Origin of the sequence: Liquorilactobacillus satsumensis (assembly GCF_964065465.1) — a bacterium.
GTDB lineage: Bacteria > Bacillota > Bacilli > Lactobacillales > Lactobacillaceae > Liquorilactobacillus > Liquorilactobacillus satsumensis.
In genome coordinates, this window is record NZ_OZ061606.1 from 1,389,544 (window position 1) to 1,406,985 (window position 17,442).

Sequence of the window (17,442 nt, forward strand, 5' to 3'; positions counted from 1 at the left end):
AAATGAGATTTTTGGTGGGCTTTAACATTTAAAAACTAACCACGAGCTAGTCCAAATGGGCAAGATGATATTGTTTAATAATTTTGCAGCTCTGGGTTGAATAATTATTTGTGTTAAATTATATGCAATTGTTTATAATAAGTAAGTGAATCTAGTATACTAGGCGGAATTTGTCAGTCTACTCTTTAATTTTTAGAAAGTTGAGAAATAAGTTGATGGAAAGTTTAAGTTCATGGTTTCTGCTTTTCCCTGCTGGTATTGTAGCTGGAATTTTGAGTACAGTTACAGGTTTGGCATCGTTAGTATCATATCCGACTTTACTCGCAGTGGGAGTTCCACCGGTCTTTGCGGATGTTACCAATACTGCTGCATTGGTTTTAACCGGTTTTGGATCTAGTATTTCTTCTCAAAGGGAATTGAAGGATCATCGGGGAGAATTGCTAAAAATTCTGCCACTCACGATTTTTGGCAGCATTTTCGGATCTATCTTGTTGCTAGTTCAACCAGCAGCATCCTTTACCCACATCGTACCTTTTTTTATTTTATTTGCAGGTTTGCTACTGTTACTCCCAATCCGACCCATTTTTACGCAAAGACAGGCGCTTAAAAAGTCTGCTTCCCGCTTTGAGAGTGGTTTGAAAAAGACAATTTATTATACTGCAATTTTTTTGGTAGGCGCTTATGCCGGTTATTTTGGTGCAGCTGGAGGAGTAATTATGCTGGCAATTTTTTCAATTGGAAGTACCACTAAGTTTACGGTCTACAATGCACTGAAGAATGTTTCTTTGGGACTTTCGAATTTAGTCGCAACGCTCATCTATGCTTTTGAGTCGCATATCTACTGGTTATTGGTGATTCCCTTGGGGGCAGGGCTTTTCTTGGGTGGTTATCTTGGACCTAAGATTGTGCGACTGATTCCTGAAAAACCATCAAAGTTATGTGTAGGAGTAGGAGCACTTATCTTAGCAATTAGTCTTTTTATTCAGGCCTACCACTAGAAGTTGTGGCATAGGACCCGATTGTGGTGAACTAAGCAGTAGACTAGGATGTTATCAAACTACAGAACTGAATCCAAAAATGAGTTTTGGTTCAGATTCTTTTATGCCCAAGTGTAAACGCTTGCATTAAAACTGAATTACGCTATAATACGAAGTGTAAGGGATTATAGCAAACGCTATAATCGAAGGTTCAGTGGCATGCTTGCATGTTGACTGGATAAAAAGAGCTGTCGCAAGACAGTTAGAAAAGAGGTTAGAGTTTGAAAATCCCTTATTTAACAGCAGTCCAGTGAGATAGTTAATCAAGTCGATGATGATATTGAAGAAATTCAAGATTGTTAAAGGCAGAGTTAGCTAGACGAAAGAAAAAAGCAAACGGATTAAAACCGGAACTTTATCTTGCTGGGCTGTTTTTTGATGACCAAAAATAAGCAAGGGCATCTATTTTACTAACCAAGTGGTTGAAAAACGGTCGTTAGCTAGTTTAAATTAGTCAGATGGTAAATAAAAGTTTTGAAATTTATCAGTTTAGCAAGCAATGAAAATAAAAATTAGAATTAAGTGATAAAAATTAAAAATTGCTATTGATTTTCTTCACAAGTGATGATACATTGATAATATCAAATTCGAAGGAGGCTACAGACATGAAAAAAGCAATGATCGAAATTAACGTTAAAGATGCGATTTTACCTGTAGCCTCACAACTTCAAGCCCTATTACTATAACGCAGGACTCTGACAATTTATGTCGAGTCCTATTTGCGTTATGAAATGGGGCTTGGCCGGCACCCCATTTCTGATGGGGTGCTTTTTTTGTTGGAAAATCAGTAATCAAAGGACAAAAATTCGAAAGGGTGGTTTGTGATGACGAAACAAATTCAATTTTTTGATACAACATTGCGTGACGGTGAACAAACGATTGGAGTTAACTTCAGTATTGAGCAGAAGGTAGAATTGGCAAAACAGCTTGAAGCATGGGGAGTTGATTGTATTGAAGCCGGGTTTCCGATTGCTTCTAAAGGTGATTTTGAGGCGGTCAGTGCGGTTGCACAAGCAGTGAAAAAGACTTGCGTCACCGGACTTGCACGAGCACGTAAAGGAGATATTGATGCTTGTGTTGCAGCGACAGCAAAAGCTGCACATAAACAGATCCATGTTTTCATTGCTACTAGTCCGGTCCATCGTGAATCTAAATTGCATATGTCCAAGGAACAGGTCCTTAAAGCAATCAAAGATTCTGTTTCATATGCGCATCAATTCTTTGAAATTGTGGAATTTTCACCCGAGGATGCCACGCGGACTGAGTATGATTACTTATGTAAAGCAATTCAAACAGCAATTGATGCAGGGGCTTCAGTCATTAATATTCCTGATACTGTGGGATATACAAATCCTGCAGAATTTGCAGAACTGTTCCAGTATATGCAAAAAAAGATCCCGTCATTTGCTGAGGTGACCTTTTCTGTACATTGCCACGATGACTTAGGCATGGCGGTTGCAAACAGTATGGCTGCAATTAAAAATGGAGCAACTCGGATTGAAGGCACCGTTAATGGAATTGGCGAACGGGCAGGCAACGCGGCACTTGAAGAGGTTGCTGCAGGTTTATACGTAAGAAAGGATTATTACGATGCAGTAGATCGGATTGATTTGAAAAAAACAAAAGCGATCAGCGAGCTGATTAGTCGTTATACAAAAATGCCTGTGCCACATAACAAAGCGGTTGTCGGAGCGAATGCTTTCGCACATGAATCTGGAATCCATCAGGATGGGATGTTAAAAAGTCCACAGACATATGAGATTTTAACCCCTGAGTCAGTCGGAGCTGCCAAAACCACGTTGCCTTTAGGTAAGCTTTCAGGATCACATGCGGTGATGACGAAGCTTAGACAGATGGGATACAGCGTTGAACGTGAAGGCATGCAGCAGATCTTTCCAATCTTCAAGAATAAAGCAGATCATACTGCGATTGTCTCAGAAGCTGATTTGCGTGAAATAATGGAAAAATTTGAAAAGGTGGTTTCATAATGCAGGGGAAGAAAAAGGTACAAATCACGGCTTTAGCAGGGGATTATATTGGGCCGGAGATTATGGCAGCCGGGCTTAAGGTCCTAGAAGTGGTTGGAGAAAATGGGCGCTTTGATTACGAACTACATGAAGTTCCCTTCGGTGGAGCTGCAATTGATCAGACGGGTGAACCGCTACCGCAAGAGACACTCAGTGCTTGTCAGCAAAGCGACGCAGTACTACTGGCGGCCATTGGTGGGCCTAAGTGGGACCACGCTGTTAAACGACCAGAGGCGGGGTTACTAGAAATTCGCAAAAAGTTAAATCTGTTCGCAAATATTCGTCCAACTGTGATTGAAGAAGCAATGCAGCAATATTCACCTTTAAAAAATGGAAAACCGGTTAATTTTGTGATTGTGCGTGAACTTACTAGTGGAATTTACTTTGGCACTCCACGCCAACTGGATGAAAATTATGCGCTTGATACAATGCGATATACCAAAGAAGAAGTTCAACGAATTACACGCAGTGCTTTTGAACTCGCACGCAAACGAAAAAAGCATGTCACGTTGGTAGATAAGGCCAATGTTCTAGCAACTAGTAAATTTTGGCGCAGAATTGTTGCCGAAATTGCCCTTACGTATCCTGATGTAGCTTATGATGCTTGTTATGTTGATGCTGCCTCGATGAAAATAATCTCTGCACCACAGCAATTTGACGTTATTTTGACCGAGAATTTATTTGGCGATATTCTCAGTGATGAAGCGGCCGAGATTACAGGTTCGCTTGGAACTATTCCTTCAATGAGCTTGGGCAGCAGCGGCCCTGCGCTCTATGAACCGATTCATGGGTCTGCACCGGATATTGCTGGTAAAGGAATTGCGGATCCGATTTCAATGATTAGATCTGTTGCAATGATGCTTGCTAATTCGTTTGACCGTGCGGACCTTGCGGCACAAATTACGACAGCTATCAACGCTGTCATTAGTAAACAAATTGTCACACCTGATCTTGGCGGCAACGCCAGCACCACAGAAGTTACTGATGCGATTATCACTACAATCAAAGAAAGTAGGAACAGCAAATGAAACAGACAATGTTTGACAAACTTTGGGATAGACACGTAATTTCTGGTGAACCAGGAGGCCCGCAACTAATTTATGTTGATCTTCACCTAGTGCATGAAGTCACCTCTCCGCAGGCCTTCGAAGGATTACGTGAAAATGGTCGTCAGGTAAGAAGAACTGACAAAACATTTGCAACGATGGATCATAATGTTCCTACGACTGATATTTTTAACGTGAAAGATGCAATTTCACGCAAACAAATCGAAACACTAGCGCGAAACGCCAAAGAATTCGGAATTCGATTAGCTGGAATGGGACACGCAGATCAGGGAATTATTCATGTGATTGGACCACAACTTGGACTGACACAGCCAGGGATGGTAGTGGTATGCGGTGATTCACATACTGCTACCCATGGAGCCTTTGGTTCAATTGCTTTTGGAATTGGAACTAGTGAAGTTGAACATGTACTTGCCACGCAGACAATTTGGCAAACCAAACCCAAGACGATGGGAATTCATGTGCATGGACGATTACCACATGGTGTCTATGCCAAGGATATCATTATGGGAATCATTGCACGTGAAGGAGTGGCCTTTGGTACCGGTTATGCCGTTGAGTTATATGGAGATACGATTGAGAACATGAGCATGGAAGAGAGAATGACCCTCTGTAATATGGGAATTGAAGGAGGGGCAAAAATGTGCAATGTTAAACCGGATCAAACGACTTTTGACTATGTTGCTGGCCGTAAATACGCACCTAAAAATATGAAGCGGGCGATTGCAGACTGGAAACAATACTATACTGATAGTCCTGAGGCATTTGACAAGGTCATTGATTTCGATGTACACAAACTTGCTCCGTTTGTTTCTTGGGGAACAAATCCTGGGATGTCAGTGCCTGTTGATGAAAAATTGCCAGAAATCAAGAACGCTGACGATCAAAAAGCTTTTGATTATGTTGGCTTGCGTCCTGGACAACCTGTTTTGGATATTCCGATTCAATATGCATTCTTTGGGTCTTGTACTAATGGGCGCTTATCAGACTTAAAAATTGCCGCAAATGTTTTGAAGGGCCACCACATTGCAGCCGGGGTCACCGCTTTAGTTGTTCCCGGGTCACGGGCCGTAAAAGAAGCCGCTGAAAAAATGGGGATTGATCAGATCTTTAAGAATGCTGGTTGTGAGTGGCGCGAACCCGGTTGTTCTGCTTGTTTAGGTATGAACCCGGACCAAGTGCCAGCAGGGTTGCACTGCGCTTCGACTTCTAATCGGAATTTTGAAGGACGCCAAGGCGCAGGATCACGGACACATTTGGCAAGCCCCGCAATGGTTGCGTACGCTGCAATTAATGGACATTTTGTTGATATCAGAAAGGAAGAAGTCTAATGGAACCAATTACGACGATTACTAGTACGACAATTCCGCTAATGAAGGAAAATATTGATACTGATCAAATTATTCCTAAGCAATTTTTAAAGAACATTCTAAAAGTAGGTTACGGCAAAAACTTGTTCTATGATTGGCGTTATTTAGCAGATCGGACGCCTAATCCAGAATTTATTTTGAACCAACCAGAACGCCAAGGGGCACAAATTTTAGTGACCGGTGATAATTTTGGATGCGGCTCTTCACGTGAGCATGCGGTCTGGGCTTTGAAAGATTTCGGATTTAAAGTAATTATTGCCGGTGGCTATAGCGATATTTTTTACATGAATAGTACTAAAAATGGAGTATTGGCAATTATTCTTCCAGAAGAACAGCGTCGTATTTTAGCACAAATTCCGACAGACGCTAAGATTACCGTTGATTTGCCGCAACAACAGGTACGTTATCAACACTTCAGTTTTGATTTTGACATTGATCCATTGTGGAAAAATAAGTTCATTAAGGGATTGGACGATATTGCGATCACAATGGGATACGAAGATCAAATTGCGGCTTATGAAGCAAATATCCCAAACTATAACTGAGAGGTACTTTTATGGAAATGCAAAATGTTGCAGAATTACAAAAGAGAATTGATCGGACACATGAATCGCCATTATTTTATAAGATCTTTGCACTAGTGGCAGGTGGGATGTTTTTAGATGCTGCTGATGTCTACATGGCCAGTGCAGTGGTTAGCTCAGTTTTTAAAAGCGGCTGGTCAACACTAGCACAGAATTCGTATTTTCTTTCAGGTGGATTTTTAGGATTATTTATTGGCTCTTTAATTGCAGGTTTTATCGGAGATCTTAAAGGGCGCCGTGTTGCCTATCAGGTTAACCTTTTATTATTTGGCGGATTTACCTTCCTAGCTGCATTTGCACCTAATATGTGGGTTTTGATTATTTGCCGTTTGTGCGCAAGTATTGGTCTGGGATCAGAAATTGTGACTGGATATTCAATGGTTAATGAATTTGCACCAATTCATAATCGTGGTAAGTGGTGTGCAGGTGTTTCGTTAATTGCAAACTGTGGGGCACCGTTGACCTTGCTTCTTTGTACCTTAATTATTCCACGTTTTGGTTGGCGGGTCATGTTTGCAGGGATTGGAATTGCTGCAGCAATTTTATGGTATTTACGGCGCGATATTCCTGAATCTCCGCGATGGTTAATGGTACATGGGAAAAATGAACAGGCAGAAACGGTCATTAAACAACTGGAAGTTAATGGCAGCCGAACAGCAATGCAATCAAAAAAAGCGACACCGGTGCAACACTCTTTGGGAATTAGTCTGTTCGTCGCGATTGTTGCAGTTTCGGCGGTTAACATTTGTCAGTATACATTTACCTCATGGACACCAACATTGTTGGTTAAGCGTGGAATTAACATTTCAAGTTCGTTGGGACTGTCAACGTTAATGATGCTTGGGGCACCTGTCGGCTGCGCACTTGGAGCATATTTGGTTGATCGAATCGGCCGTAAAAAAACAATTGTACCCGCCTTTTTACTGACAGCAGTTTTTGGAATGCTGTATGCGCAACAGGCAAGTACAAGTGGCGTAGTTATCGTAGGGTTCTTGTTGACAACTTGTTTTTATGTTTTGATGGCTAGTGTGGTGGCTGTTTACGTTGCAGAATTGTTCACGACGGCTTTTCGCTTCCGGGGTGCAGGAATCTCCAATGGGATTGCTAAGTTATTTACGGTTGCAATGCCCCTTGTTGTTGCATGGATGCTGCAGGTCACATCCGTCGAGATGATTTTTTGGACTATCAGTGCAATTGCATTGTTTGCCGGGGTAGTTGTTTGGACGTTAGGAACCGAGACCAATCAACGAAAGATTGGTTAGAAAGATTTAAAAGCAAAAAAACAAAGAACACACTCGGTTTAGAATTTAAATGGTAGAGATTCAATGCGCTGCAAATAACGTTGCCGTTTGGCTAGGGTGGAGTTGGTGATTCCACCACAATTAAGCCATGTTCCATGTTTGACACCGATTTGTTTTAAAGTTTTGTTGATAAAGATTTTCTGAATGCCATTGCCCATAAAGCATTTGAAATAGAAGGTTGGTGAGGTTGAGGTTGTCAGTACATAGGCATGCTTTAAATTAGTCAAGCAGCCGCGGATCCCAGTTCTGGTAACGATGTGCGAGAGTCCCTCGCCTTCTTTCATGACTTTATCAATGAATCCTTTTAACATTCCAGGAATGCTGTTCCACCAAATTGGAGTAATGAAGATGATCCCAGAAGCATTCTTTAGTTGGGTGAGGTACTTAGTGACTAACGGATCATGTGTTTTACCTGAATGGAAAAGGCGGAGTTCCTCGGCATCATAAAAAGGTTTGAAATTATCACGGTAGAGATCAATCACCGCATACGCACAATTTTGTTTTTCTAAATTACTTTTAACAGCTGTTAAAACAGCATGGTTAAAGCTTTGATTGTAGGGATGGCAGTAAACAATGAGTACTTTATTCATAGGAGCCTCCTTTTAATAGCTTATTTAGAGTTTGTTCGAGTAAATGATAATCTTTGGTTACAATCTTATTTTTTAACAAGATGCCATAACCTTGAATGAATGACCAGATTTGAATAAATAGCACGTGTTCTGGAACAGTAGTATGTTCTGTACGAGTTACCGCAGCTACAACAGTTTTTGTTAACTTTAGAAATTGAAACTTGTCACTTGTAGGACTAGCGGCTGGATAGCTAGTGCGCACGCTTGGATTGAAGAATAGAAAGTCGATAACTTGGGGTTCGTTAATGAAATAGTCCAATAACTGATCTCCGAGGATAAGAAGTGCCTTGACAGGATCTTGTGGCAAGGAGGCAACTACTGCCGGAGAAATTTCAGCATAAAGACGGTGCGAGAGTTTTTCAGAGACGACATAGAACAAGTCGTCTTTGTTTTTAAAGTGTTTATAAAAGGCACCAGTGGTGAGGTTCAATTGTTGTGAAAGGTTACGCAGTGAAAGCTGCTGCAGTTGACCCTGCTGAATTTTTTGAATGGTAAGAGCAATAATTTTTGTCCGTGTATTATTTTGATTCATGGATCTTCCTCCTCTCCAAAGGGTAACACTGTTATCCTTTGGGTTCAACTTAAATTTCGAAGATTATTTAATGGAACACGGAAACGCAGCTACTACAAAACAAAATGGAACAAAACGAGAGTGCGACATAAGTCGGGAAAATTTGAGTGCTAACTCGAAATTACGAACATCGTGAGTACTTTGCTATGAGTAATTCGAAGTTAGACGGAGAATTTTGACTTATGGAACACATTTATCCGGAATAAAAGAGGGGCTGTGGCAAAATTTAACTTTTGTCACAGCCCCGTTGGCTTTTAATTCTCCATTGATATTCAAATTTAATTGACTTATGGCACACTTTTGATGTTTAGTGCAGCTAACCGGATGCCTAATTTAAAATTCAACCATGAAATATCATATTTATAAATTAGGAATTACTATTTTTATTGTAGTGCCCGCTGCAGAACTCTTAATTTGCAGATGGCTTTCGTTACCATACAAACCAATTAAACGGCGATTTAAATTTGCCAAGGCGGTGCCGGTGCCCGTAGAAGAAGTAATTGTTTCTTGTCCTAGACGAGCAAGCAATTCTTTTTTTATGCCAATCCCATTGTCAGCCACAATAATATTTAACGCTGTGGGGTGTTGTTTAACAGTGATCTTGATGATGTTGCCTTTGCGCCGGTTAGGAAATGCATGCCGTACAGAATTTTCAACGAGGACCTGCAAGCAAAAAGGCGGGACTTGGACTTCGGGAGCAGCGTCAATTGCGTAAATCACAGTGTATTTGTCTGGAAAACGGGTCTGTTCCAATGACATATAAGAATTAACATGCTCTTTTTCTTGTTTTAATGGAATCTGTGTTTCCGTCACTCCCTGTAGACTGGAACGAAAGAAGGTACTGAGTTGAAGAAGGGCAGTCCGTGCTTGATCCACATTTGTTCTCATAAGCGCGCTGACCGTATTGATCGCATTAAAGAAAAAATGAGGATTAATCTGTGCTTGAAGTGACTTAATTTCCGCATCACTCGCTAATTTGGATTGTTCTTCCGCCATTCCTAATGCGAGCTGACTAGAAAAGATTGAGGCAAGTCCTTGCGCAAGGTTCTCTTCGACGCTAGTTAGACGTTCTGCTTTTGTAAAGTACATCTTCAAAGCACCGATTGTCTTATCATTAACGATTAATGGCAAAACAATCGCTGAGGCAAGCGGGCAGCCGGCATGCGGGCAACCGATTTCAGCTTGATGATATGCAAAACGGGCTGTGCCGCTTGCAATGACATGTTTTGAAAGATCTGTCAAAACCGCTTGACCAGCAAGATGATGATCTTCCCCCGCCCCAACATGTGCCAGAACATTTACGCGATCAGTGATCCCAACCGCATCAAAATTAGTATACTGTCTGATAATGCGGCATGCCTGTTGTGCCGAGTTAATATTTAGCCCTTGGCGAAAGTATGGCAGTGTTCGATTGGTCAGATTCAAGACATCATGTGTCTGCACAGCCTTAAGCTGTTGTTCATTTGAAAGATACGCATTTAAGATGGAGATGAAAACTGAGACTCCAATACTGTTTAACAGAATCATCGGGATGATAATCAGCTTAACAAGCGCAAGGCCGCTGAAAATACCGATAAATATCATTTGCAATGACTCAGCAAGCAAGCCAAGTGCAGCACTCATTCCCGGACTCGGATAAGAAGTATTATGTTTTAATTTTTTAGCCAAGAGTCCACTCACAAGACCAACTAAGGTTGAACTGACAATGTAAAAGTAATCAGAAAAGTTCCCTTGAATAACACGGTGCAATCCTCCTAGAAAACCAACGACACTTCCGACTAGCGGACCGCCAATAATTCCGGCAACAGTAATTACCAAAGTACGGGTATTGGCGATCGAGTCAGATTGCGGCAGGCCAGTTAAAAAGGGAGCCTGCACAAGTGAATTGTTACGTGTGATTTCAACACCCGTTAGATTGGAGATAATGGTGAAGATTGTGAAGATTGCAATTAGTGCAATGCCTGCTTTTAAGCTTTTCTGTGCGATTAATTTACGGAAAAAAGAAACATTTACGAGTAAAAAAGCCAGTACTAAGATAATCCCAAGGCGTTGCAATAAAAGAATGAAGAGTGAGAACACTTTGTCAGCTCCTTTCCGAGTTTTATGCTGCTCAATTTACATATAATGGTAGCACTTTATTTATTTAGAAACCATTTTCATTTTAATAACCTAAAGGGGCATCAGCACAGAAATTTAAAGGTCAGGGCCGACGTAATTAGTTATAATTCAAAGCAGATAAAATTATCTTGTGATAGAAAACACAGATTTTATAGTTTTTTTTTGTTAAAATATAAGATGACAATATAAAGACAGATGATATTGTAAAATAAGTTGACAAGGAATCCAAGAAAGTTAAAATTTAGTTATAAAAATAGTCCAAAAAGGATGGAGCAGATGTTAGGGGATAAATTTTCGTTAAAAGCAGATTTGATAATTGGAATCGGTGATCTCAGTAACTTAACAGGCGTTTCGGCTAGACAACTGCGGTATTGGGAAGAAAAAAAGTATATCGAATCAGTCACAGATGGAAAGAGTTCGGCACGCAAGTATAAATTTGAAATGTTCTATAAAGTTCGGGCCATCAAGCTGCTTTTGGATGAAGGCTTAACGCTTGCAAAAGCAGCTGAACAAGCTGAACAGCAACGACAGAAAGTTGAAATTTGTAAAAAATTTGTGAATGCAGTCTTCACAGATGTGGTGATTGAAGATCCGGAGAAGGTTTTAGGCAAAATCATGATGGGCTACCTTGATGAAGACCAGAAAAGAAAAGTAGTCGGAATTGTTGCTGAAGGGCGAAGCTACATTGAGGTTCAAACGAAAAAATAATGAAATGGTAGGTTAATTGATGTGAGACTAGGATTGATTCACCATATTGCTTTGATAGGACACGAACTTGAGCGGACACGCGCTTTTTATGTGGACAAGTTAGGGTTTGAAGTCATGGCACAGCATCAGCGTGCGGATAAAGGAGACATCAAATTAGATCTTGCAAAGGGGAGCATCCACTTGGAAATTTTCATTAAGCCAGCTGCGCCTCAGCGACTGACTTTTCCCGTTGGAGAGGCGACGGGGTTGCGTCACCTTGCTTTTAAAGTCGAAGATGTTGTTCAAACTGCCATGGAGTTAAAAAAATTGGGCATTGAGACAGAACCGATTAGAAAAGACACTTTTACAGGTGAAAAGATGACCTTTTTCTTTGATCCTGATGGCTTACCGCTTGAAATTCACGAATAAAAAAACAGAGGAGAGGAAACGCAAATTTGGGAGTGCTGCTTTATTATTATAAATCTGCTTAAGATCATTGGGGTGATTTTTTGACCGGAACGAAGGACAACCAACGCAGCCGTTATACTAAAAAGATGATCCGTGACAGTTTTTTTAAACTTTTGCGCATAAAAGATATCGAAGCGATCACTGTGACTGACATTTGCCGGACAGCACAGATAAATCGGGGGACATTTTATCGTTATTATCGTAATCCTTTTGATTTATTGCAGCAACAGCGTGAGCAGCTCTTTAAAGAAACCCTAGCTTTCATTAAATATCGATTTAATGAAGGGGAACATACGATTCTTCCCGCCATTTTTGAAGTTCTAAAAAAAGAAGATGCGGAAGTGGTAAAGGCTTCTTTGGATAGAAGATATGGCGGTGATTTCCTGGAAAAAATTTTTGCAAGTTGTCGTGAGACAGCACGACCTTATATAATTAGCCAGATTAAGTGGATGACAGATGAACAGTTCGAATATTTCTATGCATTTATTACAAATGGAGTTATTGGTACAATTAGTTTGTGGGTCTCGCAAGGGATGAATCCGGAAACAGGCGAGCTTGAAGCAGATATAATGACGATTGTACGCAAAAGCATTGAACAGATGTCACAGACAGCTAAGTTGAAAGAAGTTAAGGGTTAAAAGAGGCTCAGAAAATTTTTATTAAATAAGACCGAAAGCTTAAGAGCACCAGAGCTCTATTCAGGCTTTCGGTCTTTTCATGTGCTAAAATTATGGGTGTGCCATAAGCCGGTAAAATTCGAGTATTGACGCGAAGTTATGAACATCGCAGTCTTTTGTACCGAGTAATTCAAAGGTAGACAGAGAATTTTGATTTATGTCACACACTTATCTGACAAAGAAGAGGTGCAATTAAGTTTTAGCTTTTAACCCGGTTAAAAGTAATGCAGGTGTGCGGTTTATTCAGGTATTTGTTGAAGAATCAGCGTGACTATACTAAAGCTTGTAACTTGGTTACTGGGTAATTGAGTGATCTTGACTTGCCAGACTTGGGTCTTTTTCCCAAGATGAAGTGGGGACGCAACTGCCCGTAAGCTTCCTGTGGAAACGGGCAACAGGTGGTTTGTATTGAGGCTGACTCCCACTGCGATTTGGCCGGCAGGGGCTCCTGCGTTGGCAGCTAGGCTTGCGGCGGTTTCCGCTAAAATGGCATTAATGCCGCCATGGACAAGCCCATAAGGTTGTTTTAACTTTTCTCTGACAGTTACTGTAATAACAGCTTGTGCAGCAGAAACAGATTCAGTTTCAATGTCTAAAGTTTCAAGTAAATTCACAGACACATCTCCTCAGTTAGTAACGTTTAGTTCCATTTTAACAGAAAGGACATGAAATAGATGGCAACAAGGAAATGGCAAAAAGTTAAGGAATATCAAGAAATTATTTTTGAACGTAGTGGCAAGATTGCTAAATTGACAATTAATCGGCCTAAAAGGCGAAACGCATTTACACCTGTAACAATTACTGAATTACTCGAAGCATTTACAAATTGTCGGGATGACAGTTCAATCGGAGTGATTATTTTAACCGGTGCTGGGGATGAAGCCTTTAGTTCCGGCGGCGATCAGGGAGTCCGTGGTAATGGGGGCTATGTTGGTCCTGATAAAATTGCACGGCTGAATGTACTTGATCTGCAGCGGTTGATCAGGGTTATTCCGAAACCTGTGATTGCATTAGTTAAAGGCTGGTCAGTTGGTGGCGGCAATGTATTACAGTTGGTTTGTGATCTGACAATTGCAGCTGATAATGCTAAATTTGGTCAAACTGGTCCCAAAGTCGGAAGTTTTGATGCGGGTTATGGGTCCGCATACTTGGCACGTGTGATTGGACATAAACGGGCTAAAGAAGTGTGGTTTATGAATCACTGGTATACTGCTCAAGAAGCACTTGCAATGAATTGGATCAATAAGGTAGTTCCTTTAGCTCAGGTTGAGGCTGAAACATTAAAATGGTGCGATGAGTTATTGACCAAGTCGCCAACCGCATTGCGTTTCCTTAAAGCAGCGATGAATGCTGATACAGATGGCATCGCTGGGCTACAGCAGCTTGGCGGCGATGCCACAATGCTTTTTTATACTACAGACGAAGGAAAAGAAGGCCGCGATGCCTTTAATGAAAAACGGCAGCCGGATTTTGATAAATTTCCTAAATTTCCATAAGGGCATAAGGAGCGGTAAAGGTGGAAAATTGGTTAACAAAACAGGCTCAGCTAGAACCGCAAAAAATTGCACTGCTTTTTGAAGGGAAGAGCTGGACCTTCAAGCAGCTCAGAACGGCAGTAGTAAAATTTGCTGGTTGTTTAACTACGGCGGGGTTTCAAAACGAACGTAGAATAGCTCTGATTGCGGCAAACACTGCGGAAAGCTATTTTGCGCTTCTGGCATTGCAGCAGTTGGGGATTGAACCGGTTTTGCTGAACTTTCGGTTAAGTTTGCAGGAACTTAAGAGTCAGCTTGCGACTGCAGATATCCATGTTATTTTAGTTGATCCAAAACTGTCGCCGCGCATCAGCGGGATTGCTGAATTGCAGTCAAGGTGGACAGTCAGCTCCTTACAGCAGCTTGCAAAGCTAAGTCCGGTGACGCCAACTTTAGTTAAAGAGTTTGCGGAAGAAGCTACAGCATCAATTATGTATACTTCGGGTACAACGGGAGCACCACATGGTGTGATGCAAAGTTATCGCAATCATTTTTATTCGGCGGTCGGTTCTGCTTTTAACTTAGGATTGCAAGCACATGATCTTTGGCTGTGCGCCGTTCCGCTTTTTCATATTAGCGGGCTGTCAATTGTGATGCGCAGTCTGATTTATGGGATGGGAGTGCTGCTTGTACGGCATTTTGAACCTGTGCAAATCACTAAACTATTGTGTACTGCACCGGTGACTTTAATGTCAGTTGTGCCGCAAATGTTGGTACAGCTGCTGGCAGTCTTTCCAGTTGAAGGATATCAGCAGGATTTTCGCGGCTTTTTACTTGGTGGAGCTCCAATTTCACACGCGACCTTAGCGCTTTGTCAAGAACGGAAGCTGCCGGTAGTCCAATCATACGGAATGACAGAAACCTGTTCGCAAATTGTTGCTTTAAATTTTGCAGATGCACCTGATAAAATTGGGTCGGTCGGCAAGCCCTTATTTCCCGTGCAACTTCGGATTACTGGAAAGGGTACTGGAGAAGTTCAAGTCAAAGCGCCTAATGTTGTTAAAGGATATCTAAACGCTCCAGACGATTTTAAAAAGAAGCTGACGCGCGATGGCTGGTTTCGTACAGGCGACCTTGGGGTCTTGGATGCAGCCGGTTTTTTATTTATAAAGGGTCGAATTGATGAGATGTTTATTTCAGGTGGGGAGAACATTTATCCAAATGAGATTGAAGCTGTTTATGCCCAGTTTCCAGCGATTCAGGAGATTGCAGTCATTGGAGTAGCCGATCAACGCTGGGGAGCAGTACCATGTGCTTTTTACGTAGCTGACACGCAAATTAAACAAGAGCAGCTGCGCAGTTATGGGAGACAAAAACTGGCCCATTACAAAGTGCCGCGGTATTTTATTCGACTTGCTCAGCTGCCACGGACAGCTAGTGGGAAGGTGCAGCACTATCTGTTACAGCAATTTTTTAGCCAAAAGCGAAAATTAGACTAACGAACGGCCAAAGTTTGAAAACTAATGCATAATTACGAATAGCATGCGTTCTTTGCGTTGAGCAATTCGAAGTCGGTCGCGAAATTTTGACTTATGGAACACGTTTATCCGGAATAAAAGAGGGGCTGTGACAAAATTTAACTTTTGTCACAGCCCCTCTTTTATTCCGGATAAACGTGTTCCATAAGTCAAAATTCTCCGTCTAACCTCGAATTAGCACTCAAATTTTCCCGACGTATGTCACACTCTCTTTTTAATTTTGAACTACACTAAAATAACGCAACCATAAAACGCCATAAATTTTCTGGTTGCGTTATTTTGGCAAAGCCGATGCGGATACCATGAGATTTAAGCAAATGGTGTTTGGTAATCTTTAGCTTAGCTAAGTTAGCTTTGCTGTGAGTCTGCCAAAACACTAAGCGCTGCTTTTTCGAAAAAAATGGCTCCTTGCAGCACAATTTTATCATCTGCTAAGAACTGTGAGTTATGTGCACTAATTTTTTCGTTATTGCCAATATTAATATAAACTCCTGGTATTTTAGCTTGGTAGCATGCAAAATCGTCGCTTCCAAGTCTTTTTTCCTGTGGATAGATCGTGGCGCTGTTGTTTAACGCTTTTGCTAGAACTGATACAAGGTGCGGATCGTTATTAACTGAAGGATCGCCTGCATACCAATCAATTTCCGCCGTAACGCCGTATGCCTTGGCCGTATACTTAACAATTTCAAAAAAACGTTTCTTTACTTGAGTACGGACTACGGGATCAGCGGTCCGTACAGTGCCTTCGAAAAAGCTTTCTGCTGGTAAAATATTCCAAGTATTACCAGCAGCGACGTGTGTAATACTTAAGACGACGGCTGCAAAGGGATCTGTATTACGGCTGCTGATAGTTTGCAAAGCATTAATTTGCGCGCCCAAAGCAACGATGGGATCGCTCCCGTTTTGGGGGGCAGAAGCATGTGTACCTACACCATGTAAAAGGACCTTAAATTTGTCAATTGCGCCACTCACGACTCCTGCTCTAATGCCAAACTCTGTAGTTGAATAGTTGGGATTATTGTGAAAACCGATAATGGAACTGACGCCGTTGATTTGTCCATCAGCGATTACTTGTAAAGCACCTTCTTTGTCTTCTTCGGCAGGTTGAAAAATTAAGCGGACTCTTCCTGGAAGTTTTGATTCCTGTTGTTTCAGTAAAAACGCTCCTCCCAACAAAGCCGCAATGTGGGTATCATGTCCACAAGCATGCATTACATGAGGGTGCTTCGATGAAAAAGTAAGGCCCGTTGCTTCTTGAAGGGGTAAGCCATCCAGATCTGCACGTAAAGCGACAATGGGTCCTGAACCAGTGCCGATTTCAGCAAAGACCCCAGTGGGCAGAGCTGTTGGTAAGAGTCTGATGTTCCAGCTTTGCAAAATTTCTTTAATCTTTTTGGTAGTTTTAAACTCCTGCGTTGCCAGTTCAGGATATTCATGAAACCAGTGACGATAACTAATTAATTGTTTTTCAAGTTTATCGGTTACAAAGGTATGTGTCATCTAAATGCCCCTTTTAATTTATTTTGTAAAATAAAAAAGGCGTTCTTGGAAAAACTTCCAAGGACGTCTTGAGATACGTGCTGCCACCTTAAATTTATATTCGATTCACACCGAATAACTCTGCAAGTCCAACAACATTGCTGCTGTCAGACTCAAACACTGTAATGGGTGTTACCACTGGCATCTCGTACATGTACTTAATGTCAGATACTCCAAGACCATTTTCGTAAGGTCCTCAACATTCACTTTCAGCAAGGGTGAATTCTCTGGAGAAAAGGCTGCCTTACTACTTATCTTTTCATCGTTTTAACATTTATTTGTAATTTAGAGTGAATTATAATTGATTATTTGCAAATGTCAACCATCTTTATGCTCTGTTTGCGAGAGAGTGTG

General features: G+C 41.3%; 16 protein-coding genes and 1 other annotated feature. Of the genes, 11 read left to right on the top strand and 5 right to left on the bottom strand.

From position 1 onward, the window contains the following. Nucleotides 1–212 precede the first annotated feature (212 nt). From AB3Y88_RS06390 to AB3Y88_RS06415, 6 genes are all read left to right on the top strand, one after another. A complete protein-coding gene (locus AB3Y88_RS06390) occupies nucleotides 213–998 on the top strand; it encodes a sulfite exporter TauE/SafE family protein (protein WP_228888148.1) in 786 nt (261 codons plus the stop codon). Between the two features lie 863 nt (nucleotides 999–1,861). Then, entirely contained in the window at nucleotides 1,862–3,025 is a 1,164-nt protein-coding gene (locus AB3Y88_RS06395; RefSeq protein ID WP_228888146.1) for a 2-isopropylmalate synthase, read from the top strand. Further along, complete coding sequence (leuB, locus tag AB3Y88_RS06400) at nucleotides 3,025–4,092, top strand: 3-isopropylmalate dehydrogenase (RefSeq protein WP_228888144.1); 1,068 nt, start codon at nucleotides 3,025–3,027, stop codon at nucleotides 4,090–4,092. Before AB3Y88_RS06395 ends, leuB begins: the two co-directional genes overlap by 1 nt. Beyond that, complete coding sequence (gene leuC, locus AB3Y88_RS06405) at nucleotides 4,089–5,462, top strand: 3-isopropylmalate dehydratase large subunit (protein ID WP_056962032.1); 1,374 nt, start codon at nucleotides 4,089–4,091, stop codon at nucleotides 5,460–5,462. Before leuB ends, leuC begins: the two co-directional genes overlap by 4 nt. Beyond that, on the top strand, nucleotides 5,462–6,046 hold the full coding sequence (gene leuD / locus AB3Y88_RS06410; RefSeq protein ID WP_056962033.1) for a 3-isopropylmalate dehydratase small subunit: 585 nt from the start codon (nucleotides 5,462–5,464) through the stop codon (nucleotides 6,044–6,046). The genes leuC and leuD overlap by 1 nt, the downstream gene beginning before the upstream one ends. A gap of 11 nt (nucleotides 6,047–6,057) precedes the next feature. Continuing rightward, nucleotides 6,058–7,347, top strand: coding sequence for an MFS transporter (locus AB3Y88_RS06415; RefSeq protein ID WP_056962034.1), 1,290 nt, complete (start codon nucleotides 6,058–6,060; stop codon nucleotides 7,345–7,347). 38 nt (nucleotides 7,348–7,385) lie between these two features. Here the strand turns inward: AB3Y88_RS06415 and AB3Y88_RS06420 are convergent, their stop codons facing one another. The 3 genes from AB3Y88_RS06420 to AB3Y88_RS06430 all read right to left on the bottom strand — a co-directional run bounded on the left by AB3Y88_RS06420 (nucleotide 7,386) and on the right by AB3Y88_RS06430 (nucleotide 10,665). Beyond that, complete coding sequence (locus AB3Y88_RS06420; protein ID WP_054757263.1) at nucleotides 7,386–7,976, bottom strand: NAD(P)H-dependent oxidoreductase; 591 nt, start codon at nucleotides 7,974–7,976, stop codon at nucleotides 7,386–7,388. Then, a complete protein-coding gene (locus AB3Y88_RS06425) occupies nucleotides 7,969–8,547 on the bottom strand; it encodes a TetR/AcrR family transcriptional regulator (protein WP_228888142.1) in 579 nt (192 codons plus the stop codon). The genes AB3Y88_RS06420 and AB3Y88_RS06425 overlap by 8 nt, the downstream gene beginning before the upstream one ends. A 399-nt stretch (nucleotides 8,548–8,946) precedes the next feature. Continuing rightward, complete coding sequence (locus tag AB3Y88_RS06430; RefSeq protein ID WP_228888140.1) at nucleotides 8,947–10,665, bottom strand: sensor histidine kinase; 1,719 nt, start codon at nucleotides 10,663–10,665, stop codon at nucleotides 8,947–8,949. A 315-nt stretch (nucleotides 10,666–10,980) separates the two neighbouring features. Here AB3Y88_RS06430 and AB3Y88_RS06435 point away from each other — a divergent pair, with 315 nt between their 5' ends. The 3 genes from AB3Y88_RS06435 to AB3Y88_RS06445 all read left to right on the top strand — a co-directional run bounded on the left by AB3Y88_RS06435 (nucleotide 10,981) and on the right by AB3Y88_RS06445 (nucleotide 12,497). Further along, nucleotides 10,981–11,412, top strand: a complete 432-nt coding sequence (locus tag AB3Y88_RS06435; RefSeq protein WP_054758106.1) for a MerR family transcriptional regulator — start codon at nucleotides 10,981–10,983, stop codon at nucleotides 11,410–11,412. A 21-nt stretch (nucleotides 11,413–11,433) separates the two neighbouring features. After that, the gene (locus tag AB3Y88_RS06440; RefSeq protein WP_054758108.1) at nucleotides 11,434–11,820 is read left to right on the top strand and encodes a VOC family protein; all 387 of its coding nucleotides are present in this window, start codon (nucleotides 11,434–11,436) and stop codon (nucleotides 11,818–11,820) included. Between the two features lie 80 nt (nucleotides 11,821–11,900). Beyond that, the gene (locus tag AB3Y88_RS06445; RefSeq protein ID WP_056962037.1) at nucleotides 11,901–12,497 is read left to right on the top strand and encodes a TetR/AcrR family transcriptional regulator; all 597 of its coding nucleotides are present in this window, start codon (nucleotides 11,901–11,903) and stop codon (nucleotides 12,495–12,497) included. A gap of 278 nt (nucleotides 12,498–12,775) precedes the next feature. Here AB3Y88_RS06445 and AB3Y88_RS06450 read toward each other — a convergent pair whose 3' ends face one another. Continuing rightward, nucleotides 12,776–13,150: a hotdog fold thioesterase gene (locus AB3Y88_RS06450; RefSeq protein ID WP_228888138.1), complete on the bottom strand. Its 375-nt coding sequence runs from the start codon at nucleotides 13,148–13,150 to the stop codon at nucleotides 12,776–12,778. A gap of 60 nt (nucleotides 13,151–13,210) precedes the next feature. On the opposite strand from AB3Y88_RS06450, the gene menB reads away from it, so the two are divergent. After that, a complete protein-coding gene (gene menB / locus AB3Y88_RS06455; RefSeq protein ID WP_056962039.1) occupies nucleotides 13,211–14,032 on the top strand; it encodes a 1,4-dihydroxy-2-naphthoyl-CoA synthase in 822 nt (273 codons plus the stop codon). Nucleotides 14,033–14,052: 20 nt separating this feature from the next. Continuing rightward, nucleotides 14,053–15,510, top strand: coding sequence for an o-succinylbenzoate--CoA ligase (locus AB3Y88_RS06460; protein WP_056962040.1), 1,458 nt, complete (start codon nucleotides 14,053–14,055; stop codon nucleotides 15,508–15,510). A gap of 387 nt (nucleotides 15,511–15,897) precedes the next feature. Here the strand turns inward: AB3Y88_RS06460 and AB3Y88_RS06465 are convergent, their stop codons facing one another. After that, nucleotides 15,898–17,049: an amidohydrolase gene (locus AB3Y88_RS06465; RefSeq protein ID WP_228888135.1), complete on the bottom strand. Its 1,152-nt coding sequence runs from the start codon at nucleotides 17,047–17,049 to the stop codon at nucleotides 15,898–15,900. A 56-nt stretch (nucleotides 17,050–17,105) separates the two neighbouring features. Further along, nucleotides 17,106–17,360 (bottom strand) — a binding site (T-box leader). Nucleotides 17,361–17,442: the final 82 nt, after the last annotated feature.

Excerpts from the sequence above, each read along its gene's own strand:
- AB3Y88_RS06395 (WP_228888146.1), top strand. The coding sequence starts at position 1,862 with ATGACGAAACAAATTCAATTTTTTGATACAACATTGCGTGACGGTGAA.
- leuB (WP_228888144.1), top strand. The coding sequence starts at position 3,025 with ATGCAGGGGAAGAAAAAGGTACAAATCACGGCTTTAGCAGGGGATTAT.
- leuC (WP_056962032.1), top strand. The coding sequence starts at position 4,089 with ATGAAACAGACAATGTTTGACAAACTTTGGGATAGACACGTAATTTCT.
- leuD (WP_056962033.1), top strand. The coding sequence starts at position 5,462 with ATGGAACCAATTACGACGATTACTAGTACGACAATTCCGCTAATGAAG.
- AB3Y88_RS06415 (WP_056962034.1), top strand. The coding sequence starts at position 6,058 with ATGGAAATGCAAAATGTTGCAGAATTACAAAAGAGAATTGATCGGACA.
- AB3Y88_RS06420 (WP_054757263.1), bottom strand. The coding sequence starts at position 7,976 with ATGAATAAAGTACTCATTGTTTACTGCCATCCCTACAATCAAAGCTTT.
- AB3Y88_RS06425 (WP_228888142.1), bottom strand. The coding sequence starts at position 8,547 with ATGAATCAAAATAATACACGGACAAAAATTATTGCTCTTACCATTCAA.
- AB3Y88_RS06435 (WP_054758106.1), top strand. The coding sequence starts at position 10,981 with ATGTTAGGGGATAAATTTTCGTTAAAAGCAGATTTGATAATTGGAATC.
- menB (WP_056962039.1), top strand. The coding sequence starts at position 13,211 with ATGGCAACAAGGAAATGGCAAAAAGTTAAGGAATATCAAGAAATTATT.
- AB3Y88_RS06465 (WP_228888135.1), bottom strand. The coding sequence starts at position 17,049 with ATGACACATACCTTTGTAACCGATAAACTTGAAAAACAATTAATTAGT.